This is a genomic window from Nocardiopsis sp. NPDC058789, assembly GCF_042745575.1.
Classification (GTDB): Bacteria; Actinomycetota; Actinomycetes; order Streptosporangiales; family Streptosporangiaceae; genus Nocardiopsis; species Nocardiopsis eucommiae.
The window spans coordinates 254,744-277,962 of record NZ_JBHYOW010000002.1; the positions used below are offsets into that span (position 1 = coordinate 254,744).

At 71.2% G+C, this 23,219-nt stretch carries 19 protein-coding genes; 10 read left to right on the plus strand and 9 right to left on the minus strand.

The genetic code is table 11. The features are described from left to right. Positions 1-18: 18 nt before the first annotated feature. The 6 genes from murA to fbaA all read right to left on the minus strand — a co-directional run bounded on the left by murA (position 19) and on the right by fbaA (position 7,189). Complete coding sequence (murA, locus tag ACFW3L_RS03265) at positions 19-1,314, minus strand: UDP-N-acetylglucosamine 1-carboxyvinyltransferase (RefSeq protein ID WP_378735803.1); 1,296 nt, start codon at positions 1,312-1,314, stop codon at positions 19-21. Between the two features lie 373 nt (positions 1,315-1,687). Continuing rightward, positions 1,688-2,593: a phosphoribosylaminoimidazolesuccinocarboxamide synthase gene (locus tag ACFW3L_RS03270; protein WP_378735806.1), complete on the minus strand. Its 906-nt coding sequence runs from the start codon at positions 2,591-2,593 to the stop codon at positions 1,688-1,690. 104 nt (positions 2,594-2,697) lie between these two features. Then, on the minus strand, positions 2,698-3,948 hold the full coding sequence (purD, locus tag ACFW3L_RS03275) for a phosphoribosylamine--glycine ligase (protein WP_378735808.1): 1,251 nt from the start codon (positions 3,946-3,948) through the stop codon (positions 2,698-2,700). Between the two features lie 45 nt (positions 3,949-3,993). Then, positions 3,994-5,277, minus strand: coding sequence for an adenylosuccinate synthase (locus ACFW3L_RS03280; RefSeq protein WP_378735810.1), 1,284 nt, complete (start codon positions 5,275-5,277; stop codon positions 3,994-3,996). 354 nt (positions 5,278-5,631) lie between these two features. Continuing rightward, positions 5,632-6,048: a DUF3151 domain-containing protein gene (locus ACFW3L_RS03285; protein ID WP_378735812.1), complete on the minus strand. Its 417-nt coding sequence runs from the start codon at positions 6,046-6,048 to the stop codon at positions 5,632-5,634. A 118-nt stretch (positions 6,049-6,166) separates the two neighbouring features. After that, entirely contained in the window at positions 6,167-7,189 is a 1,023-nt protein-coding gene (fbaA, locus tag ACFW3L_RS03290; protein ID WP_378735814.1) for a class II fructose-bisphosphate aldolase, read from the minus strand. 418 nt (positions 7,190-7,607) lie between these two features. Here fbaA and ACFW3L_RS03295 point away from each other — a divergent pair, with 418 nt between their 5' ends. Further along, positions 7,608-7,988: a RodZ domain-containing protein gene (locus ACFW3L_RS03295; protein WP_378735816.1), complete on the plus strand. Its 381-nt coding sequence runs from the start codon at positions 7,608-7,610 to the stop codon at positions 7,986-7,988. Position 7,989: 1 nt separating this feature from the next. Here the strand turns inward: ACFW3L_RS03295 and pyrE are convergent, their stop codons facing one another. Continuing rightward, positions 7,990-8,523: an orotate phosphoribosyltransferase gene (gene pyrE / locus ACFW3L_RS03300; protein ID WP_378735818.1), complete on the minus strand. Its 534-nt coding sequence runs from the start codon at positions 8,521-8,523 to the stop codon at positions 7,990-7,992. Between the two features lie 68 nt (positions 8,524-8,591). Here pyrE and cutA point away from each other — a divergent pair, with 68 nt between their 5' ends. The 3 genes from cutA to ACFW3L_RS03315 are packed head-to-tail and all read left to right on the plus strand — an operon-like array spanning position 8,592 to position 10,158. Beyond that, positions 8,592-8,921, plus strand: a complete 330-nt coding sequence (gene cutA / locus ACFW3L_RS03305) for a divalent-cation tolerance protein CutA (protein ID WP_378735820.1) — start codon at positions 8,592-8,594, stop codon at positions 8,919-8,921. Continuing rightward, positions 8,918-9,475 (plus strand): hypothetical protein, encoded by a 558-nt coding sequence (locus tag ACFW3L_RS03310; RefSeq protein WP_378735821.1) that lies wholly within the window; start codon positions 8,918-8,920, stop codon positions 9,473-9,475. Before cutA ends, ACFW3L_RS03310 begins: the two co-directional genes overlap by 4 nt. 41 nt (positions 9,476-9,516) lie before the next feature. Further along, complete coding sequence (locus ACFW3L_RS03315; protein WP_378735823.1) at positions 9,517-10,158, plus strand: GNAT family N-acetyltransferase; 642 nt, start codon at positions 9,517-9,519, stop codon at positions 10,156-10,158. 10 nt (positions 10,159-10,168) lie between these two features. Here the strand turns inward: ACFW3L_RS03315 and ACFW3L_RS03320 are convergent, their stop codons facing one another. Both ACFW3L_RS03320 and ACFW3L_RS03325 read right to left on the minus strand, forming a co-directional pair. Further along, positions 10,169-10,714 (minus strand): hypothetical protein, encoded by a 546-nt coding sequence (locus ACFW3L_RS03320; protein WP_378735825.1) that lies wholly within the window; start codon positions 10,712-10,714, stop codon positions 10,169-10,171. A gap of 440 nt (positions 10,715-11,154) precedes the next feature. Beyond that, a complete protein-coding gene (locus tag ACFW3L_RS03325) occupies positions 11,155-11,910 on the minus strand; it encodes a hypothetical protein (protein WP_378735827.1) in 756 nt (251 codons plus the stop codon). Between the two features lie 230 nt (positions 11,911-12,140). Here ACFW3L_RS03325 and ACFW3L_RS03330 point away from each other — a divergent pair, with 230 nt between their 5' ends. The 6 genes from ACFW3L_RS03330 to ACFW3L_RS03355 all read left to right on the plus strand — a co-directional run bounded on the left by ACFW3L_RS03330 (position 12,141) and on the right by ACFW3L_RS03355 (position 22,979). Beyond that, positions 12,141-14,963: a sigma-70 family RNA polymerase sigma factor gene (locus ACFW3L_RS03330; protein ID WP_378735829.1), complete on the plus strand. Its 2,823-nt coding sequence runs from the start codon at positions 12,141-12,143 to the stop codon at positions 14,961-14,963. A 210-nt stretch (positions 14,964-15,173) separates the two neighbouring features. Continuing rightward, positions 15,174-16,910, plus strand: a complete 1,737-nt coding sequence (locus tag ACFW3L_RS03335) for an NYN domain-containing protein (RefSeq protein WP_378735831.1) — start codon at positions 15,174-15,176, stop codon at positions 16,908-16,910. A gap of 26 nt (positions 16,911-16,936) precedes the next feature. Then, positions 16,937-17,506: a hypothetical protein gene (locus tag ACFW3L_RS03340; RefSeq protein ID WP_378735833.1), complete on the plus strand. Its 570-nt coding sequence runs from the start codon at positions 16,937-16,939 to the stop codon at positions 17,504-17,506. 772 nt (positions 17,507-18,278) lie between these two features. After that, positions 18,279-20,822: a ribonucleoside-diphosphate reductase subunit alpha gene (locus ACFW3L_RS03345; RefSeq protein WP_378735835.1), complete on the plus strand. Its 2,544-nt coding sequence runs from the start codon at positions 18,279-18,281 to the stop codon at positions 20,820-20,822. Positions 20,823-20,934: 112 nt separating this feature from the next. Beyond that, complete coding sequence (locus tag ACFW3L_RS03350; protein ID WP_378735837.1) at positions 20,935-22,017, plus strand: ribonucleotide-diphosphate reductase subunit beta; 1,083 nt, start codon at positions 20,935-20,937, stop codon at positions 22,015-22,017. 233 nt (positions 22,018-22,250) lie between these two features. Next, complete coding sequence (locus ACFW3L_RS03355) at positions 22,251-22,979, plus strand: FadR/GntR family transcriptional regulator (protein ID WP_378735839.1); 729 nt, start codon at positions 22,251-22,253, stop codon at positions 22,977-22,979. Positions 22,980-23,219: the final 240 nt, after the last annotated feature.

Genomic DNA, 23,219 nt, shown 5'->3' on the forward strand with positions numbered 1-23,219 from the left:
GAACTGCGCCTACGGCTCCTACGAGACGGTGACGCGCTCCACGTCGCCGCCCAGCGCGGCGAGCCGCGACGCGAACTGAGCGTGACCGCGGTCAACCAGATAACCAGGCGCCACGATTGTCTCACCTTCGGCGACCAGTCCGGCGAGAACCAGGGCCGCGCCGGTGCGCAGGTCGTGGGCGATCACCTCGGCGCCGCGCAGGTTCGTGGAACCGTGCACGATGGCGCGGGTCCCCTCGACCTCGATCTTGGCACCCATCTTGTTGAGCTCGTCGGCCAGCGCGAAGCGGCCGTCGTAGATGGCCTCGTGGATGTAGCTCTCACCCTCGGCCAGGGTGGCCAGCGCCATCAGCGGGGACTGGAGGTCCGTCGCGAAGCCCGGGAACGGCGAGGTCACCGCGTTGATCGGGCGCAGCGGCACGGACGGGTCCCGCTGGACGTGCAGGACGGCGCCCTCCTGCGAGAAGCCGACACCCATCTGCTCCAGTTTCCACCGGGCCACACCCAGGTGGTCCAGGTGGGCGCCCACCAGGCTGACCTCGCCACCGGTGGCGGCGACGGTCATCGCGAACACACCGGCGTCGATGCGGTCGGACATGATGCTGTGCTCGACGGCGGTGAGCTCCTCGACGCCCTCGACGGTGATCAGGCCGGTGCCGCCACCGCTGATCTTCGCGCCCATGGCGGAGAGGAAGTTGATGACGTCGATGACCTCGGGCTCGAGGGCCGCGTGCTCGATCACGGTGGTGCCGGGAGCCAGCACGGCCGCCATGAGGAGGTTCTCGGTGCCCGTGTGGGACGGGGTGTCCAGGTACAGACGCCCGCCCCGGAGCTTGCTCGCCTCCACGTTGATGTGGTTGAGCTCCAGGTCCTCGGTGACCTCCGCGCCCAGACGGGCGAAGCCCCGGTAGTGGAAGTCGAGGTTGCGGCTGCCGAGGTTGCAACCGCCGACGCCCTCGATGCGGGCGCGGCCGGTGCGGTGCATCAGAGCCGGCACGAAGAGCACGGAACCGCGGAAGCGGGCCGCGATATCGGCGGGCAGGACGGCGCGCTCGGGGTCGTTGAGCCCGCACGCGTCGATGACGACGGTGCGCTCGGACTCGTGGAACTCGACCTTGGCACCCACGTGCTCGGCGAGCTCAAGCGCGCGGTAGACGTCCTCGATGACGGGGACGTTCCGCAGCACGGTACGTCCCTTGGACGCCAGCAGGGCGGCCCCGATCATCGGCAGGACGGCGTTCTTCGCGCCTTGGATGAACGCCGTTCCGCTGAGGGGGCGTCCGCCGCGGACGCGGTAACGAACCTCCTGGCCCATGCTCATGTGCTCCTTCGTGAGGCAGTGTGAAAAAAAGGGTCACCCTCGCCGGGTATCGCCTGTATGCGTTGAGACGCGGGTTCGCCCTGAAACGTTGCGACCATCTTGTGTGTGACCTGCGCGGCCGGTGAGCCGGTCGGTTCGCGATGACTCTATAGCAAGCGGATCGCGCCAAACGGCCCAGAACGTGGTATACCCGCTGATTGCGGATGAAGTCCCGCCAAACGGCCAAAGAGGCATTACGCCGTGGGAGAGACCATGGGTCGTACGCATAGCTGGCCGTTACTTCGGTGTTGCATACGACTTCACCACCATACGCGCTCCCACAGCCGAAACGACGTCCCCGTGCGCGGAATCACGCGGTCCGCGTCGGTCAGAGAGTCGGCTTGGCGCCGGTCAGACGCTCATGGATCTCCGCGTAACGGGACAGAGTGCGCTCCACCACGTTCTCCGGGAGTTCCGGCGGCGGGGTGTCCGAGGCGCGGTCCCAGCCCGAGGCGGGCGAGGTCAGCCAGTCGCGCAGGATCTGCTTGTCGAAGGACGGCTGGGCGTGCCCGGGGCTCCACTCGTCGGCGGGCCAGTACCGGGACGAGTCCGGGGTGAACACCTCGTCCGCGAGGACGAGGTCACCCGAGGCGGACCGGCCGAACTCGAACTTGGTGTCGGCGAGGATCACGCCGCGCTCCCGGGCGACGTCCCGACCGCGCCCGTACACCCGCAGGGTGAGGTCGCGCAGCTCCGTGGCGAGCCGCTCCCCGTGCCGCTCCGCCACGACCTCGAACGACACGTTCTCGTCGTGGTCGCCCACCTCGGCCTTGGTGGCCGGGGTGAACACCGGCTCGGGCAGCTCGGAGCCGTCGACCAGGCCCTCGGGGAGGGGGACGCCGCACACCGTGCGGTCCACCCGGTACTCGGCCAGCCCGGACCCGGCCAGGTAGCCGCGCGCCACGCACTCGACCGGGACCATGTCCAGCCGCTCGCAGACCAGCGTGCGACCGGCCCAGTCGGCCGGTGCGCCCTCGGGCGGGGTGTCGGAGAGGACGTGGTTGGCGACGAGGTCCCCGAGGCGCTCGAACCACCACAGGGACAGCTGGGTCAGCAGACGGCCCTTGCCGGGGATCTCCGTGGGCAGCACCCAGTCGAAGGCCGACACGCGGTCGCTGGCCACCATCACCAGCGCGCCGGAGTCCGTCGAGTACAGGTCGCGCACCTTGCCGGTGTGCAGGTGGGTGAGCCCCGGAACCTCGACGGGCTCGGGAACGGTGACGAAGCCACTCATGACGCTTCTCTCTGGGTCGTGCCCGGGGGCGCCGGGACGCGCGGGGGCCTCCGGCGTGCCGGAGGCCCCCACGGGAACTTGTCGTGCGTCGCCCTGGGGCGTGCCTAGACGTCGGCGGCGGCGCGTTCGGCGATGTCGGTGCGGTGGAACGAGCCGCGCAGTTCGATCCGGCCGACCGCCTCGTAGGCGCGCTCACGGGCCTGGCGCAGGTTCGCGCCGGTGCCGACGACGTTCAGCACGCGGCCGCCGTTGGCCTTGACGTCGCGCACCCCGTCCCAGGCGGTGCCCGCGTGCAGCACGTAGGCCCCCTCCAGGGCGTTCGCGGCGTCCAGGCCGCCGATCAGGTCGCCCCTGACCGGGTCGCCCGGGTAGTTCTCCGCCGCGACCACCACGGTCACCGCGGCGCCGGACTTCCACTGGAGCGAACCGATCGACCCCAGACCGCCGGTGTCGGTGGCCTGGAGGACCGCCCCGATCGGGGTGGCCAGGCGGTCCAGCACGACCTGGGTCTCCGGGTCACCGAAGCGCGCGTTGAACTCCACCACGCGCGGGCCCCTGGAGGTCAGCGCCAGGCCCACGTAGAGCAGGCCCTGGTAGCGGTGGCCACGGCGGTTCATCTCGGACACGGTCGGCCGCACGACCGACTCCATGACCTCGTCCACCAGACCGGCGGGGGCCCACGGCACCGGGGCGTAGGCGCCCATGCCGCCCGTGTTCGGCCCCTGGTCGCCGTCGTAGGCGCGCTTGAAGTCCTGGGCGGGCAGCAGCGGCAGCGCGTGGGCGCCGTCCGTGAGGACGAACAGGGAGACCTCGGGGCCGTCGAGGTACTCCTCGATGACCACGCGGCCGCACTCCCGCGCGTGCTGCTCCGCGAGGGCGCGGTCCTCGGTGACCACCACGCCCTTGCCCGCGGCCAGCCCGTCGTTCTTCACCACGTACGGGGCCCCGAACTCGTCGAGGGCCTCGGAGACCTGGCTGGCGCTCCGGCACACCCGCGCCTTGGCGGTGGGCACGCCCGCGGCCTCCATGACCTCCTTGGCGAAGGCCTTGGACCCCTCCAGCCGGGCCGCCTCCCTGTCGGGGCCGAACACCGGGATGCCACGGTCGCGCAGGGCGTCGGCCACCCCGGCCACCAGCGGCGCCTCCGGGCCGATCACGACCAGCTCGGCGCGGATGCGCGCGGCCAGCTCGGTCACGGCCAGCCCGTCCGTCACGTTGATGACGTGGTTCTCCGAGAGGTCGGAGATGCCCGGGTTGCCTGGGGCGCTGTGGATGCTGGTGACGCCCGGATCAAGGGACAGAGCGCGGACGAGTGCGTGCTCGCGGCCTCCGCCGCCGAGAACGAGGGCTTTCACTACAGGGGGCCTCTTCTTCTACTGGAGGAGTCGTGTGACGCCGGGTCAGACCAGGGAACGCAGCTGGAGGGTCTCCTCGCGGCCGGGACCGACGCCGATGGCGGAGATCGGAGCCCCGGCCATCTCCTCAAGGGTACGCACGTAGCTCTGCGCGTTCTTGGGGAGTTCCTCGAATTTCCGGGCGCCGGTGATGTCCTCGGACCAGCCCTCGAAGTACTCGTAGATCGGCGTCGCGTGGTGGAAGTCGGTCTGCGTCATCGGGATCTCGTCGTGCCGCACGCCGTCGACGTCGTAGGCCACGCACACGGGGATGCGCTCCAGGCCGGTGAGGACGTCCAGCTTGGTCAGGAAGAAGTCGGTGATGCCGTTGATCCGGGTGGCGTACCGGGCGATCGGCGCGTCGAACCAGCCGCAGCGGCGGTCGCGGCCGGTGGTCACGCCGTACTCGCCGCCCTGGGTGCGCAGCCAGTCGCCCTGCTCGTCGACGAGCTCGGTCGGGAAGGGCCCGGAGCCCACACGCGTGGTGTAGGCCTTGAGGATGCCCACGACCTTGGTGATGCGGTTGGGGCCGATGCCCGCGCCCGCGGCGGCGCCGCCGGAGGTGGGCGAGGACGACGTCACGAACGGGTAGGTGCCGTGGTCGATGTCCAGGAGGGTGCCCTGCGAGCCCTCCAGGTAGACCGTCTTGCCCTCGTCCAGCGCCTTGTTGAGGATCAGGGAGGTGTCCGCCACGTGCGGGCGCAGCTTCTCGGCGTAGCCCAGGTACTCCTCGATGATCGGCTCGGCCTCCAGGGCCCGCCGGTTGTACACCTTGGTGAGGAGCTGGTTCTTGTCGTGGAGGGCGAGCTCGATCTTCTTGCGCAGGATCTTGGGGTCGAACATGTCCTGCACGCGCACGCCCTGGCGGGTGACCTTGTCGGCGTAGGTCGGGCCGATGCCGCGACCGGTGGTGCCGATCTTGCCCTTGCCGAGGAAGCGCTCGCTGACCTTGTCGAGGGCCCGGTGGTAGGGCATGATCAGGTGCGCGTTGGCCGAGATGACCAGGCGGGAGGTGTCCACGCCCCGCTCCTGGAGGCCGCGCAGCTCCTCGAACAGCACGCCCGGGTCGATGACGACGCCGTTGGCGATGACCGGGACGACGTTCGGGGAGAGGATGCCGGACGGCAGCAGGTGGAGGGCGTACTTCTGGTCACCGATGACCACCGTGTGCCCGGCGTTGTTGCCGCCCTGGTAACGGACCACGTAGTCCACGCGGTCACCGACCAGGTCGGTCGCCTTGCCCTTGCCCTCGTCGCCCCACTGGGCACCCACGAGCGTGATCGCCGGCATTGGTCTCTACCTCTTCGCTCGACACCTGACCGGGGCCTTTCCGACCCCGAACATGGATGAACCCCTGGCGCAAGGCAGCGACAGGGGCCGTTGCGTATTGAGCGTACACGACCTGCGCATCCGGGTTAAGTGGGGCTTTGTGGCACTCCGCTCACCGTCCTTCGGCGCCGCCCTCCGGAACCGTCAGTGGCGAGGTGGGGCCGCGGCCACCGGGCCCCGTTCCCGTCCGTCGCGTGCGGGTTCCCACACCGGGTCCGCGGGACCTTCTCGGGGTGTGCGCGCCCCGCCTCCGAGAACGCGGACGGCCCGGCCGTACCCCAGGGGGTCCGGCCGGGCCGCGTGGTGCGCGGGGGCTCAGGCGTTCAGGGCCTGGGCGGCCTCCTCGCTCGACTCGCGGAGGAAGGTGGCGCAGCGCTCGGCCTCCTCCGTGTCACCGATCTGCTCGGAGGCCTGGCTCAGGGCGTGCAGGGCCCGCAGGAAGCCCTGGTTGGGCTCGTGCTCCCACGGGATCGGGCCGTGGCCCTTCCAGCCCGAACGGCGCAGCTGGTCCAGCCCGCGGTGGTACCCGGTCCGGGCGTAGGCGTAGGCGGTCACCGGCTGGCCGTCGGCCAGGGCCAGCTCGGCCAGGCGGGCCCACGCGGCGGAGTAACTCGGGAACCGACCGGCCACCGGGGTGGGGTCGTCGGAGAAGGCCAGGGCCTCGCGCGCCTCGGGGTCGTCCGCCAGGCGGGTCTCGGGCGGCTCGTTCAGCAGGTTCTGGTGCAGGTTCATGCCCCCATCCTGCCACCGGGCCACCGCGGTTCCGGGGGGACCGGGGGTGTCCGTCACCACGCAGGGACGACGGTGCCCGGCGGCCTCGGCCGCCGGGCGCCGTTCGGGGCCGGGAGCCCTACTTCATCTTGTTCCCGGCGGACTTCAGGTGCTGGGCGCCCTCGACCACGCGGGCGGCCATCCCGGCCTCGGCGACCTTTCCGTAGGCGCGGGGGTCGTAGGCCTTCTTGTCGCCGATCTCGCCGTCGACCTTCAGGACGCCCTCGTAGTTGCGCATGATGTGGTCGACGACCGGACGCGTGTAGGCGTACTGGGTGTCGGTGTCGATGTTCATCTTCACGACGCCGTAGCCGATCGCCTCGTGGATGTCCTCCAAGGTGGAGCCGGAGCCGCCGTGGAAGACGAAGTCGAAGGCCTTGGCCTTGCCGTACTTGGCGGCGACGGCCTCCTGGGCGGCCTTGAGGACCTCCGGACGCAGCTTCACGAAGCCGGGCTTGTACGAGCCGTGCACGTTGCCGAAGGTCAGGGCCGTCATGTAGTAGCCCTTCTCGCCCAGGCCGAGCACCTCGGCGGTACGCAGGGCGTCCGCCGGGGTCGTGTACAGCTTCTCGTTGATCTCGCCGACGATGCCGTCCTCCTCACCGCCGACGACGCCCACCTCGATCTCCAGGATGGTCCGGGCGGCCTTCGAGGCGGCGAGCAGCTCGTCCGCGATCTGGAGGTTCTCCTCCAGCTCGACCGCGGAGCCGTCCCACATGTGCGACTGGAACAGCGGCTCCTGGCCCTTGGCCACGCGCTCCTTGGAGATCTCCAGCAGCGGGCGGACGAAGCCGTCGAGCTTGTTCTTCGGGCAGTGGTCGGTGTGCAGGGCGATGTTCACCGGGTACTTGGCGGCGACCACGCGGGCGAACTCCGCGAAGGCGACCGAGCCGGTGACCATGTCCTTCACCGACGCGCCGGAGAGGAACTCCGCGCCACCGGTGGAGACCTGGACGATGCCGTCGCTTTCGGCCTCTGCGAAACCGCGCAGGGCGGCGTGCAGCGTCTGGCTGGAGGTCACGTTGATCGCCGGGTAGGCGAAGCCCTCGGACTTCGCGCGGCTCAGCATCTCGGTGTAGACCTCGGGGCTGGCGATGGGCATGGCTTGACTCTCCCTGGTTCGGCCTGGAGCGAGCGGCCGCCGACGCGATTCCCTCGCGTACCGACGGCACCCCACGTGCGTTTCCCCGGCGGTGGAATCCGGACCGTCGGAGGACGGCCCGTGGGCCGTGCGTCCGGAAGCGTCCACCGGGTGTCGTCCAAGTATCCCGAATAGCCGGAGCCGTTGGAAAGGTCTAGACCAAAATGCTCCGGATCGACGACGTACTCGCAGCTTACGGGGGAGGGCGGGAAGGCCCGGTGAGGGGACCCGGAAGTGGCCGACGATTCCGTGCTGATTTCTCACGGAGGCAGCACGGACCACGAGTTCCCGGTGGCCGCTGTCGCTTTTTGTCGTGATACGCGCTACATTCGTCGCCGTGGGAAGGCATAGGAATGATCCGCGGGGCGTTGGCCAGGTGATGGCCATCGTCGGGGCCGTCGTGCTCTTGGTCGCCCTGGTGGCCCTCGGCGGGTACTTCCTGTACCAGTCCCTCCCGGACGGCGAAGGCGTCAGCGTCAACGCGTCCGAGGCGGCGGCCGAGAGTGTGGACCCCGCCGACATGGGCGTCCTCCACATCCGTGTGGTGGGCGAGTCCAGCGACGTGTTCGTCCGCGTCCCCGGCGGGGACGTGCTCCTGGACCAGGAGCTCGCCCAGGGCAGCTCCGTGACCTACCCGGACAACGACGAGGGCCTGGAGGTCACCATCGGTGACCCGACCGCCGTCGAGGTCCACGTGAACGGCGCCCCGCGCGACGTCTCCGACCGCGCGCCGGGGCACACCTTCACCCTCAAGCCCTAGGTCACACGTCCAGGTCGGAGACCTCGAAGACGGGCCGGTACTCCAGACCCTCCTCCTCCAGCCTTCCGCGCGCGCCACGGTCGACGATCAGTGCGACCGCCACGACCTCGGCACCCGCCTCGCGCAGCGCCTCCACGGCGGTCATCACCGAACCGCCGGTGGTGGAGGTGTCCTCCAGCGCCAGGACACGGCGCCCCCGCACGTCCGGGCCCTCGATCCGCCGCTGGAGACCGTGGGCCTTGCCCGCCTTGCGCACCACGAAGGCGTCCAGCCTGCGGCCCCGCGCGTGCGCGGCGTGCAGCATCGCGGTGGCCACCGGGTCGGCGCCCAGGGTCAGACCGCCCACCGCGTCGAACTCCAGGTCCTCGACGGTGTCCAACAGGACCGAGCCGACCAGCGGCGCGGCCTCCCCGTCCAGGGTGATCCGGCGCAGGTCGACGTAGTAGTCGGCCTCCTTGCCGGAGGACAGGGTCACCTTCCCGCGCACGACCGCCTTATCGTTGATCTGACGCAGGAGTTCATCACGTTCGCTCATGACCAGTGAGCCTAGGACACCGGGTGGGGCCGCGCGGACCAGGGCCGCCCCGCCCTGGAGGGACGACCATGCAGGAGCACACCGGAACCGTCCGGGTGGAGACCACCGTGGACAGCCGCGAGGGTGCCGAGGAGGTGGCCCGTTCCGTGGTGGCGCACCGGCTGGCCGCCTGCGCGCAGGTGAGCGGACCCCTCTCCAGCTTCTACCGCTGGGAGGGGGAGGTCCAGGCCGACCAGGAGTGGAGGGTCGTGATCAAGACCGCGGCGGACCGCCTGGACGACCTGGTCGCCCACCTGGTCGAGGCGCACCCCTACGACGTCCCGGAGATCGTCGCGGTGCCCGTGACCGGCGGGAACCCGTCGTACCTGGCCTGGGTGCGGGACGAGACCCGCGCGTGATCACCGTCCTCCTGCCCCCCACCCTCGGAGCCCGCTTCTCGCTCCCGGGCGTCGCGGACGCCCTCCCCGCACCGGTGTTCCCCGAGATCGTGGATGACGGCACCGCCCCCCACGCGGCCCGCTACGTCGCGCGCGCCAGCCTGGAGATCAGCCGACTCGTCGGTGACCGCACCCCGGTCGTGCTGGTCGCGGAGGGGGACAGCGGCCCCCTGCTCGGCGCGGTCGGAGCGGCCCAGCGCTCCGCGCACCGACCCGTCCTCGGCTACGTGCTGGTGGACGCGCCCCTGCCCCAGCCCGGCAGCCCGACCCGCGCCGACCTCGCACGCAACCAGATGATCGAGGTGCCGGCCCGCGCGAACGAACCCGCCGCCTACCGGACGGAGCGCCTGCCCACCGTCCCGGACTGGCCGGACGCGCCGTGCGGCTACCTGCTCACCGACTCCGCGTACGCGCACCCGGCGCACCTGGCCGGGATGCGCGGCTGGACGGTCCGTGAGGCGGGGGGACGGCCCTCCCGGGATCTGGCCGAGCTCGTCGCGGACCTGGTCAGCTGAAACCGGGTGACAACCCCGGCGCGCTCCCACAGAATCGGCGCATGATCGCGGACCACTTCCCCCCGGCGGGGATCCGGCTGAACACGCCCCGACTCCAGCTGCGGATGCCCTCCGACGAGGACCTCTCCCAGCTGGCCGACGCCGCCGTCGCGGGTGTCCACGACCCGGAGCGGATGCCCTTCTCGGTCCCGTGGACGGACCAGCCGCCCGACCGCGTGGCACGGGCGGTCGTCCAGCACAACTGGGCCACCATGGCGGCGTGGACCCCGGAGAGGTGGACGTTCAACGCGGTCGTCGCCTACGAGGGCACCGTGATCGGGGTCCAGGACCTGACGGCGCGGGACTTCGGTGTGGCCCGCCAGGTGACCACGGGCTCGTGGCTCACCCGGCGGTACCAGGGACGGGGGATCGGCACGGAGATGCGGGCCGCCGTGCTGCACCTGGCCTTCGCGGAGCTGGGCGCGGAGGCGGCGGTCTCGGGGGTCCTGGAGGCCACGGCCGCCTCGCACGGCGTGGCCCGGAGGCTCGGGTACCGCCCGGACGGGACCGACCTGGTGGCGATCCGGGGCGAGCGGGTGCGGGAGACCAGGTACCGGCTGACCCGGGAGGGCTGGGAGCGGCACCGCACGGTCCCGGTCGAGGTCGAGGGGTTGGAACCGTGCCTGCCGTACTTCGGTCTCTAGGGTCGTTCCGCTACCGGGGGCTCCGCGCCACCAGGACCACGCCGCCGAGGCTGCCGAGCAGCATGCCCGCGCCGGTGACGACACCGCTGACCAGGGGCACCCAGCCGGGGTGCCCGGTCAGCGCCATGACCAGGCCGATCGCGCCCAGCGCGGTGGCGTACCCGGCCACGACGAGCAGCTCCCGCTGCTTCCAGTGCCAGGCCAGGGGGAGGAAGTGCAGGCCGACGACGAGGGCCACCCAGGCCACACCGGCCTGGTCCGGGACCCCGTCGAGCCGGCCGATGGTCATCGCGCCCCCGATGATCAGTGCGACCTCGATCATCGTGACCACACCGAAGAACGCCCCGAAACGTGGCCCCCGAGCGCCCTCACCCTCCCCGGGGGTGCCTTTCCGCATGGCCAGCAGCGCCAGGACGACGATCGCCACGGCCACCCCCACGGCCAGTGAACGCACCGTGAAAGCGACCGCCGAAGAAAGCGGCGGACCGCTGTTGACCAGCACGAACACCAGCCCGAAGAAAGCACCGACAAAAAAGCCGGAAAACCGTGAGAACATTCCTGGAAGTTATCAGGGGCCCGCGCGTTTCCCGGAATCCTTTCTCCCGGCATGACCGATGGTGATCACGGCATCGCTTCGCGTCCTTTCTTCGCGACATTCTGTGAGCACACCGACCGCCGGAGTCATTTCCGTTTTCTCGCCGGAAGCCGTTCCCATACGCGCTCTCCACCGGCCGGAGCCGGTCAGGGTCGGGTGACATGACGGGAGGCGCGCCCACCTCCCCTGTGTGAGCGCGCCCCCGGGCGCCGCCAGGCGGCGCCTTCGTCCGTCCGACGGCCTCATGGGCCGCCCCTCTCGCGGGGCCAGAGGGCCCGGGCCCGTCGGACGGGGGCCGACCGCTCCGCGCACACCCCCTCAGACATGCGCGGGGTCGGCCCCGCCGCTCCGGACCGAACCCTCTCCCCTCTGGAAGGGCGGTCCGCAGCGGCGTTCGTGGGTCATTCCTCGCGGGGCGGCCTCCCCAGCCCGTCGAGCAGGGCGGAAGCCTCGCGGTGGGTCGCGGGCAGCGGCACCGACCAGACGGCGGCGCCGTGCTCCCAGCCGATCCCCGAGCGCAGCTCGTCGATCTCGGTCCTGAGCGCGGGCTCGTCCCGGGCGACCACCGCGATCCGCGCCCGGCTGGCCAGGCACACCGACTCCCCTCGGGTGAAGAAGCGGTTCAGCTCGTGTCCGAGCACGATCAGCCGCGCCGCGCGCCGCCACGGGTCGAGGGTGGGATCCAGCGCCACCACCACCAGGTGGTGGTCGAACGCGGCCGGGACGGTCTCCTCCGCGCTCCGGTACAGCTCACGGACGCGGGTACGCAGGTACGCCTCGTTGGCCAGGCCGGTGAGCGGGTCCTGGCAGGTGTCCCGGCCCCGGCCCCCCTCGACCCAGCCCTCGGCCAGCGCGCGGACCAGGGCGAGCGGGACGTGCTCCCAGCCCACGACCTCCCCGAAGGCGTCGAGGTCGGCGAGTGCCCGGCCGACCTCCACCCCCGAACGGGCCCGGGCCTCCCCGAGCCGGGTGCAGGGTTCGGTCAGGTCCGTCCCGGTGGTGTACGCCTCGCAGACGGCGTCCACGGAGGGCGTCCACCAGTCCTCGGACGGGATCCACCCCCGCTCCCCGCTCCGGCGCCCCCACGGCGCCCGCAGTTCCCGGGCGCGGCGCACCACACTGCCCCGCGCTCCGGCTCCCACTTCGGTTTCGCCCATGATCGCTCCCGGTCGTCGTTCGGCCAGGTGAACGGAGGTGGACCCGCGCCCCCGCGGTGGGTCCTCCTCGTTCGCCCTCACCCCAATCACGGAGATCGGTAGCGGCTATGACGCGGATACGAGATATTTTTTCGAGTACGTGATCCTCCGACGCCGCGACCCTGCCTCCCGACACCCCGGTTCTGGCTCGCCGGCGGGGGGATACGGGACCACGAGGGAAAGGGCGCTGGGTGGCCGACGCCGACGGAGAGCACACAGAGACACTCATCGGTGACGCGGAGATCATCGAGCGGGTGAAGGCCGGTGACAACGCCGCCTACGGCACCCTCTACGAGCGCCATGCCGGGGCCGCCCGGGGGCTGGCCCGCCAGCTGCTGCGCGGCGAGGCCGAGGTCGAGGACGCGGTGGCCGAGGCGTTCACCAAGGTGCTCAGCGTCATCCAGCGCGGTGGCGGCCCCAGCGACGCCTTCCGCCCCTACCTGCTCACCGCGGTCCGCAACGCCGCCTACGACCGGGGCCGGGGGGACAGACGCCAGGTCGTCACCGACGACATGGAGAGCTACGACTCCGGTGAACCCTTCGTCGACCCGGCGTTGGAGGGCCTCGAACGCTCCCTGATCGCCCGCGCCTTCCTCTCCCTGCCCGAACGCTGGCAGTCCGTGCTCTGGCACACGGAGATCGAGGGGGTCAAGCCCGCGGAGGCGGCCACCATCCTCGGGATGAACGCCAACGGTGTGGCCGCCCTGGCCTACCGCGCGCGCGAGGGGCTGCGCCAGGCCTACCTCCAGATGCACCTGGCGGGCGGGGGAGCGGCGGAGGCCTGCCGTCCCACGTTGGGTCTGCTCGGCGCCTACGTGCGCGGCGGGCTGTCCAAGCGCGACACCACCAAGGTCGACCGGCACATGGACGACTGCGGGGACTGCCGCGAGGTGTACGCGGAGCTCATGGACGTCAACGTCGGCCTGCGCGGGATCGTGCTGCCTCTGGTCGTCGGCTTCGGCGCGACGGGCTACCTCACCGTGACCCCGGGCGGTGTCGCGACCGGAGCCTGGTGGAACCGGATGTCCCGGCGCCAGCAGCAGGTCTCCGCCGGGGCCGCCGCTGCCGCCGGTGTGGCCGTCGCGGTCGCGCTCGCCCTGGTGGGGGGAGAGGCTCCCGTGCCCACCGATCCCCCTCCGGTGGCCGCGCCCCAGGAGGATCCCCCGGCGGCCGGGGCCCCCGCGCCCCCCGCCGACCCCCCCGCGGACGATCCGGACCCGGCCGCGCCGGAGCCCGAACCCGCACCCGAACCGGTTCCCGTCCCCTCGGTGCCCGCCGACGTTCCGGCCGCCCCGGCCCCGGCCCCGGCGCCCCCCGCGCCGAGGCCCCCGGACACCCCGGAGGAGCCCCCGGCGGCTCCGGAGGAACCCGAGGCACCGGAGGAGTCCCAGCCGGAGTTCGCGGCGGGTATCGACCCGGTCGGCGCCCTGGTGCCGGGCGGTGACGGGATCATGGTCCTCGACGTGCTCAACACGGGCGCGGCCACCGCCAGCGACGTGGTCGCCGCCATCACCCTGCCCCCCGGAGTGGAGATGGTCTCCTCCGGCGGCGCGGGGAACGCCGTCCCCATGGCGGCGGGCAACGGTGACTGGGGCTGTTCGGTGGGCAGCGGCGGCGGCGAGTGCGTGCGCCCCGGCATGGCGGAGGGGGAGAGCGGCACCCAGTTCATCGACGTCCGTGTGGCCCCCGACGCCGACGTGGACGTGCCCGCGAGAGTGGTGATCTCCTCGGGCGGGGTCAGATTCGAGGCGGTCGGTGAGCGCGGGGTGACGCCGGACGGTATCGCCGCCCGCTACGCGACCGCCGGGCAGGTACGTACGGAGACGGTGGGAAACGCCCTGCTGACCTGCACCGAGCCCGACCCGCCGGAGGGCGGTCGGCCGTGGCCGTGGTGGGGCTGGCCGGGCCGCGGCTCGGTGGAGCTCCCGGACGAGGCGGGCACGTCGCCGGACGCGCTCCCCGACGCCGACCTGCGCCGCGCGCCCTCGGACGTCACCCCCGGTCTCGGTGAGGGGATCGACGACCTCCTCGGCGGCGGTCCCTCGGCGGAGCCCGACGACGAGGAGGAGGGACGGGACGAGCCCGAGGCCGAGCCCGGTGACGACGGCGCGGAGGAGCCCTCCGAGTCCCCGGAGGCCGTCGAACCCCCCGAGGACGGGTACGCCGAGGAGGAGGACGAAGCGGAGGGGGAAGTGGAGGAAGCCCCCGGCGCCTGCGCGGACGCCCGTCAGCGGACCGGTGAGCGGCTCGACAACGACAACTGGGTGATGGCCCCGCTCGACCGCGACTGGGACCCCACGACCACCTCCTCCAGCTCCGCGACCTGGGAACTCCCCGAGGGCGGGTCGGTGCGCTGGGCCGGGCTGTACTTCTCGGCGGCGGGGGAGCCGAGCGCTCCCACCGCACGCGTGAAGGGCCCCGGCATGGTCTCCTACACCACCGTGGCCGCCACCGACACCCGGTTCGCGGACCTGCCGGGCTACCGCGCCTACCAGGCGTTCGCGGACGTCACCGACCTCGTCCGGTCGGGCGGGGGCGGCGAGTGGTGGGTCAGCGACGTCCCGGCTTTGGAGGGCAGGGGCGTCCACGCCGGGTGGAGCCTCGTGGTGGTCCTGGACGACCCGTCGGTGGAGGGCTACCACCAGGCGATGGTGCTGGACGAGACCACGGCGGTCTTCCAGGACCCGGCCGGGGCGCGCTTCCCGGTGTCCGGTCTGCTGCCGGATTCGGTCCGGGCCCGGTTCGACGTGGTGGCCTGGGAGGGCGACGCCGACCTCGCCGGTGACCGCGTCATGGTGGGCGGGGTCCCGGTCGCGCCCTCCGACGGACACGGAAGCGTCGACAACGCGTTCGTGAGCTCCGCGCGCGGGGCGGTGGGTGATCCGATGACGTTCGGGACCGATGTCGTTCGATTCGACGCGGTACTCGGGCGCGAATCGGATATCCGAATCCCGTCCGGTCAGGACGCCGTGGTGGTGGGCGTCGTCGCCCTCACCGCGCCGATGCGCACCTGAGGCCCGTGGCCGGGATGCCCCTTCCGTGGCCCTTCCGGGCCTGGTGGGGCTTCCGGTGGACGGTGCCCGACCCCGAGGGGCCTCCGGTGCGTAGCAGCTTAGTAACGTTCAGTATTCGTCGATGGCACGCAAAACGAGACAGACTTGGCTAGGCTGTGCCCCGGTCATGGATATGGCCCCAGAGATCGACAGGGAAGGGGGCGGTGTCACGTGGACCGTTGCGCGTTGTTCGTCGACGCGGGATACCTTCTCGCCGACGGTGCGATGGCCGTGCACGGAACCCGTAACCGGGACTCCGTCGCCTGGGACTACTCCGGTCTCGTCCAGTTCCTCAACGAGGTGGCCCGGGACCGGACGGGACTGCCTCTCCTGCGGTGCTACTGGTACGAGGCGATCGCCGACGACCGGCGGGCCCAGGAACAGGACAGCATCGCGGACATCCCCGGCATCAAGTTCCGGGCCGCCCGGATACGGCCGGGACGGCGCGAGGGCGTGGAGAGCTACGTCCAACGCGACCTCACCACCCTGGCCCGCACCGGTGTCCTTTCCGACGCGGTCCTGGTCAGCGGCGACGAGGACATGGCGCCCGTGGTCGCCGACGTCCAGGACATGGGCGTGCGCGTCACCGTCGTGCACATCTCCGTGGAGGGCAACTGGACCATCTCCCGCGCCCTGCGCCGGGAGAGCGACGACCTCATCGAGATCGGCGCCGGGCACCTGCGTCCCCACGTGAACCTCCTCTCCGGTGGCGGCTCCACACAGGAGACCGCCGCCAAGACGACCACCCCCTTCGCCAACGGGCGCGGCCGGTCGGCCCCCGAGGCCCCGCGCCAGCCCGAGGCCCCGCAGCCGCGTCAGCCCGCGTCGGCCCAGAGCGGATCCGGCCGGGTCGACCCGGTCAACGCCTCCACCGGCGGCCTCGAAGCGATGTTCGCGGGCACCGGCGGACAACCCGTGCCCCAGGGCAGCGCCATGGACCAGCTGCGTGCGATGCGCCGATCGATAGCGCAACAGCGCGGCGTCGACCACCTGGCCGGACCCGGTGCGGAGGGCGCCTCCTCCGGCGCCATCGACGCGAACGGCTTCCCGTCCGGCGGGCAGGCCCCGCCCGGAGTGAACGGCAACGGCTCCTACCCCGGTGCCACCGGGGCGCACCCCGGCCCCAGCGCCCACGCGGCGCAGAACGGACACGGTGCCAACGGCCAGGGCGGATACCCGCCCTCCGGGACCGGCGGACACCAGTCCATGCGCGGGGCCGAGCAGGGCGGGTACGGACTCCAGGGCAGACCGGGGCACCCGCAGGGGCACACGCTGCCCGGCGCTCAGCCCGCCTTCACGAACGGGACCGGGCCCCAGCCGTCCTTCAACGGGACGGGGCCGCAGCGGTCCTTCGACGCGGGAACCGGCCCCCAGGCCTCGTTCGCGGACCTCCAGCAGGGGCCACCGCAGAGAAACTCACCCCCGCCCGGCCCGGACCTGAGGTTCGGACCCGGTGAGGATCCAGGCTTCGGAGGTGGGGCGGACGCAAACCCTACCTATGGGACCAGTACGGCAACTGACACCGCACGTCGCGGTGGCGCCGCCCCCGGTTTCGGGGAACGGCGACCTACTGGTCCCGAGTACGACACCCGGTTCGGCACTCCTGGATACCAGGAATCCAACCCTAGTCCTGGATATACCCAACAGACGGGCTCCGGCGCGCATACCGTTGATGACGCGGTGCATGTCGCGCACAAGGAAGGGAACGACTTCGCGGAGTCGATCGCACGTGAGGCGCCCGCCCTGTGGGTGGAGGCGGTCCTGGCCCGTAGGCCGAGGATGCCCTCCGACCTCGAGGCGAGGCTGCTTCAGGGGTCCTCACTCCCGATCGACCACCTGTTGCGCGACGAGGTCCGTGACGGACTGCGCCAGGGGTTCTGGCAGGCACTGGAGCGTGCCAGGCCCTGACCGGCGCGCGCGAGTGCGAGTAGGGGATGGGGGCGATGCGGTTGACCCAGGTGACGACGGCAGATCTCGACCGGTTGGAGTTCCACGCCGTCCGGTCGGGTGAGCACGGCCGGATCGCCGCCCAGCTGCTCGACCTGGCCAACCGGGTCGACGCCGGAAGCGAGGTGACCCGGGCGGAGCTGTTCGTGCGCGCCGGGGAGCAGTGGGAGATCGCCCAGGAGTTCGAGCGGGCCTGCGCCGCCTACCAGCGCGCCATGGACGACGGCGGACCCACCGTGGTCGACGCGCACGCCCTGAGCGCCGGGGCACTGCTCCAGCTGGACGAGCGCGGTCTCGCCTACGAGCACCTGAAGCGGCTGGAGAGCGGGGGTCAGCCGGGGCTCCAGACGCACATCCACGTGGCCGAGGTCCTCTACGCCCACGACGACCTGGAGGGCGCGGAGCGCTGGGCCACCTCGGGCGCCCGCTGGTTCTCGAACCGGAACCTGTCCGCCTACGCCCGGGACCTGTTCGACGAGCTCCTGCGCATCCGGTTCCGGATCCGGACCGACCTCGGCCTGGCCGAGGACGACCTGGACCTGCTCCTGGACTTCTGACCCGGGCGGCGCGGGTCGAGCCCCGCGCGCGCCCAGCCGGGCACCCGGCGCGCCGACGGGCCGCCGACACCCCCGGGAAGTGAGCTTTCTGACGCGCCCCGATCCGGCGCGGGCCGGGGGCGTGATCGGCCGCATCCGGACGCCCAGGGTCCGTTTCCCGCAGCCACGCCCACCAGGTACGCCAGGTTCGGTCGTCAACCCGGCGTCGCGCGATCCCTTTTCCGGGGTGCCGTACGGCCCTGTGGCCGATCTCCGGGAGTCGGGCGGACACGTCCGCCCCGCCGACGTCCTAGGCTGGGTCCGACCCCCCACGAAGGCCCGCGAGCCCGGCCGGAGACGCCCTCTCACAGGGCGCCCGTGGGGCACTCATACCACGCTCCAGGCGTGTGTTCGACATTCGTCGAAGAATCCGAGAAATCCGCGACACGCCATCATCTTGGGGTGTTCCAAGGTGGCGCCCCCTAGATGTAGTATCGGGACCCGTTGGTGGTTCACCGGGGTTCCCGCCCTGGTGAAGCAGACGGGAACGACGACCGCCACGCGCGACGAGGCCCGATCGGCTTCGGGCGCGGAGGACGAGTAGGTCACCCGCGGGTCCCCGGACCCGCCACCGACACGCAGACGAAGGGGCTTCGAGGGGAGTCGCCGCGACCCGCCGGTCGCGGGTCCATCCGCATCCGGTGCGGTGGGCCGCCGGTGCGAGCCGCGCGTCTGCTACTCGTGAACCCCGTTCCCCGCCGGGACTCTTCTTTACCGAGGTTGGAGCCGCTGTATGACCCTTGACGTCGAGGCCGTGCCCGCATCCGTTCGGCCCGCGCCGACCAACGGCGGTGGCGCCCCCGCCGCCGTCGACCGGATCGAGCACGTCGTTACCGAGGCCTGTGCGCGGCTCACCGGTGTTTCGGCGGCCAAGGTCCTCACCGAGGCGCGTCGGGGCTTCTACCCCGGTATCGCGGACTCCGAGGTCGAGCTCGCCCTGGTCATGGCCGCCCGCAGCTACGTGGAGGTCGACCCGAACTACTCGTACGTGGCCGCCCGCCTGCTGCTCGACAAGCTCCGCACCGAGGCCCTCAGCTTCGTCAGCGGCGCCCCCGAGACCGCCGGTCAGTCCGACATGGACGACCGCTACGCCACCTACCTGGCCGCCTACGTCGGTCGCGGCATCGACCTCGGTCAGCTCGACCCGGCCCTGGCCCAGTTCGACCTGGAGCGCCTGGGCAAGGCCCTGCACGCCGACCGCGACGAGCAGTTCACCTTCCTCGGTCTCCAGACCCTGTACGACCGCTACTTCCTGCACAGCGACGAGGTCCGCTACGAGCTCCCGCAGGCGTTCTTCATGCGCGTCGCGATGGGCCTGGCGCTCAACGAGGACGACCGCGAGGCCCGCGCCATCGAGTTCTACGAGCTGCTGAGCTCGTTCGACTTCATGGCCTCCACGCCCACCCTGTTCAACTCGGGCACGGTCCGCGCGCAGCTGTCCTCCTGCTTCCTCACCACGGTCGGCGACGACCTGCACGACATCTTCCACGGCATCAGCAACAACGCGATGCTGTCCAAGTACTCGGGCGGCCTGGGCAACGACTGGACCCCGGTCCGCGGCCTCGGCTCCCACATCAAGGGCACCAACGGCAAGAGCCAGGGCGTCGTCCCGTTCCTGAAGATCGCCAACGACACCGCGGTGGCGGTCAACCAGGGCGGCAAGCGCAAGGGCGCGGTCTGCGCCTACCTGGAGACCTGGCACATCGACATCGAGGAGTTCCTCGACCTCCGCAAGAACACCGGTGACGAGCGCCGCCGCACGCACGACATGAACACCGCGAACTGGGTTCCGGACCTGTTCATGAAGCGCGTGGAGGAGCAGGGCACCTGGACCCTGTTCTCCCCGGACGAGGTCCCCGACCTGCACGACAAGTACGGCACGGACTTCGTCGAGGCCTACGAGAAGTACGAGGCCGAGGCCGAGGCCGGGCGCATCAAGGTCTCCAAGAAGATGCCCGCCGTGGACCTGTGGCGCCGCATGCTCACCATGCTGTTCGAGACCGGCCACCCGTGGATCACCTTCAAGGACCCGTCGAACCTGCGTTCGCCGCAGCAGCACAACGGCGTGGTGCACTCCTCCAACCTGTGCACCGAGATCACGCTGAACACCAGCAAGGACGAGGTCGCGGTCTGCAACCTCGGCTCGGTGAACCTGCCGCAGCACGTCGGCCCGAACGGCATCGACGTCGAGCGCCTGCGCCGCACCGTCCGCACCGCCGTGCGCATGCTCGACAACGTCATCGACGTGAACTTCTACACGATCCCCGAGGCGCGCCGCGCGAACATGCGCCACCGCCCGGTCGGCCTGGGCCTCATGGGCTTCCAGGACGCCCTGTTCAAGATCCGCACGCCGTTCGCCTCCGAGGGCGCGGTCACCTTCGCGGACGAGAGCATGGAGCTGATCAGCTACTACGCCATCGAGGCGTCCATGGAGCTGGCCAAGGAGCGCGGCGCGTACGAGAGCTTCGAGGGCTCGCTGTGGAGCCAGGGCGTCCTGCCCATCGACTCCCTGCGCCTGCTCGCGGACTCCCGTGGCGGCGACCTCGACATGGACCGCGGCGAGACCCTGGACTGGGACTCCCTGCGTGAGCGCGTGAAGTCCACCGGGATGCGCAACTCCAACGTCATGGCGATCGCGCCCACCGCGACCATCGCCAACATCACCGGCGTCAGCCAGTCGATCGAGCCGGTCTACCGGAACCTGTTCGTCAAGTCGAACATGTCCGGCGACTTCACCGTCGTCAACGACTACCTGGTCCGCGACCTCAAGGAGCGCGGTCTCTGGGACGAGGACATGGTGTCGGCGCTGAAGATGCACGACGGCAGCCTCGGTGACATCGACCGCGTGCCGGACGACCTCAAGGCCCTGTACGCCACGGCGTTCGAGGTCGACCCCAACTGGCTGGTGGACGCCGGTTCGCGCCGTCAGAAGTGGATCGACCAGGCCCAGTCGCTCAACCTGTACATGGGCGCCCCCAGCGGGAAGAAGCTGGACGCCCTGTACCGTCGCGCCTGGCGCTCCGGTCTCAAGACCACCTACTACCTGCGTTCGCAGAGCGCCACCCACGTGGAGAAGAGCACGCTCAAGGGCACGGACGGCCGCCTCAACGCGGTCGCCTCCACCCCGGCCGCCCCCGTGGCGGCCCCGGCTCCCAGCCCCGCCGTGAGCCCGGCTCCGGTGGCCGAGCCGGTGGCGCCCGAGCCCGAGGACGAGTTCGAGATCGTCGACGGCCAGGCGTGCAGCATCGAGGACCCCGAGTGCGAGGCCTGCCAGTAACGAGGTGTCCCGGGGCGCCCGCGACATCCGCGGGCGCCCCCGCCTCCCTCGTGGCTCCCCTCCACTCCCCGCAGACGACCCCGGCCCGACCGGAGAACGGACAAGTTCGAGCATGACCGCGGTTTCCGAGAACAGCGCAGCGGCCACCAGCGGCCTCGGCGAGATCGAGCGCGACGCCGAGCGCGTCAACGTCGACGACAAGTCGATGATCAACGCCCGCGCCGACGTCAACCAGCTGCTGCCCCTCAAGTACACGTGGGCGTGGGAGAAGTACCTTTCCGGGTGCAACAACCACTGGATGCCCACCGAGGTGGCGATGCAGGCCGACATCGCGCTGTGGAAGTCCAAGGACGGGCTCACCGAGGACGAGCGCCTGATGCTCAAGCGCAACCTCGGCTTCTTCGCCACGGCGGAGTCCCTGGTGGCCAACAACATCGTCCTGGCCGTGTACCGTCAGCTCACCAACCCGGAGTGCCGCCAGTACCTGCTGCGCCAGGCCTTCGAGGAGGCGGTGCACACGCACACCTTCCAGTACATCTGCGAGAGCCTCGGCCTGGACGAGGGCGAGCTCTTCAACATGTACCGCGAGGTCCCCTCGATCACCGCGAAGGACGCCTGGGCGCTCAAGTACACCCAGAACCTGGAGAACCCGGAGTTCCGCACCGGAACGCCCGAGTCCGACCAGGCCTTCCTGCGTGACCTGGTCGCGTTCTACGTGATCTTCGAGGGCATGTGGTTCTACACCGGCTTCGCGCAGATCCTCTCGCTGGGCCGCCGCAACAAGATGGTCGGCATCGCGGAGCAGTACCAGTACATCCTGCGCGACGAGTCGATCCACCTGAACTTCGGCATCGACGTGATCAACCAGATCAAGATCGAGAACCCGCACCTGTGGACCGAGGAGTTCCAGGCCGAGGTCCGGCAGATGCTCACGGACGCCTGCGAGCTGGAGGTGGCCTACGGCCGCGAGACCATGCCGCGCGGCGTGCTGGGCCTCAACTCCGAGCTGTGCGAGAAGTACATGCACTTCATCACCGACCGCCGCGCCGAGCAGATCGGCCTCGCCCCCATCTTCGGTGAGACCGAGAACCCGTTCCCGTGGATGTCGGAGATGATGGACCTCCAGAAGGAGAAGAACTTCTTCGAGACCCGAGTGATCGAGTACCAGACGGGTGGCGGCCTGGACTGGGACTAGGTCCTTCCTGGGAGAACACGAGTGTCTCCCCTCCCCACGGCCCGGGGCGGGCGCGCGCCCCGGGCCGTTCGTGTGTCTCAAGGGCCCGCCATTCCTGGAATCCGTGTTTCCTTTCCTCCACGGAATCACTGTGTTCGTATGATCCGTTCCTCCCAGACGGATACGGGCAGGCCGATAAGGTGATGATCGGCCTTTTCCGGGTGAGAGTGCCGAACGCGCCCTAAGCTGGCCGAGTGATCCCCTCCTGCGATCCCGCTGCCGAAGCGGTCTTCCGTCGCGTCCGGGCCGACAACGACCTGGAGGTCACCGTCGAGCGCCTGCTGTGCGCCATCAGACTCGGCGTCGTCCCGGAGGGCGGCCGCTTCCCGGCCGAGCGCGACCTCTCCGCCCGCCTCGGCGTCAGCCGTGTCACCCTGCGCGAGGCGATCCAGCTCCTCCGGCGGCGGGGGCACGTCGAGTCCCGGCGCGGACGCGGTGGCGGGACCTTCGTCGCGGTGCCGCCTCCGAGGCCCACCCCGGACGAGGCGCGGCGCGGCCTCGGCGCGGCCGGCACCGCGCTGGACGACCTGCTCGCCTTCCGGCGCACCCTGGAGACGGGCGCCGTGGTCCGGCTGGCCGAGACCGGCCTCACCACGGACCAGCACGACCTCCTGGACCGGCGGGTGGGCGTGGCCGCCGACGCCGGACCCGCCGACTACCGGCGCTGCGACACCGTCTTCCACATCACCCTGGCCCAGCTGACCGGATCGGAACGGACGGTCGCCGCGGTCACGGACACCCGGATGCGGATCAACCAGCTGATGGACGTGGCGCCGCTGACGGAGGCGGCGCTGGCGGCCAGCGACGGGGAGCACCGCCGGATCGTCCGCGCGGTGCGGGCGCGCGACCCCGAGGCGGCGCGGCTGGCCCTGGGCGCGCACCTGGCCGGGGTGGAGCGCCGGTTGCGGGAGCTGCTCGGCTGAGTTCCCCGGGGCTCGGGGGGATCCCGGGTTCCCGTGCGCCGAGCGGTGTCCCGCCATGTGGGACGACCGTGCGGCCACGCGGTGTGCGTATGTCCGATCAGACAAACGGGGCTTACCGGAAATGGCCAGGCGAACAATTCTGCCTGGTCAAGAACTCGACCAGGTCTCGACCGGGTGTTGTTTCGCACACAGGGCATTGTGGTCTGGGCTACCAACCGTGATGATCGGCCTGTTCTTCGC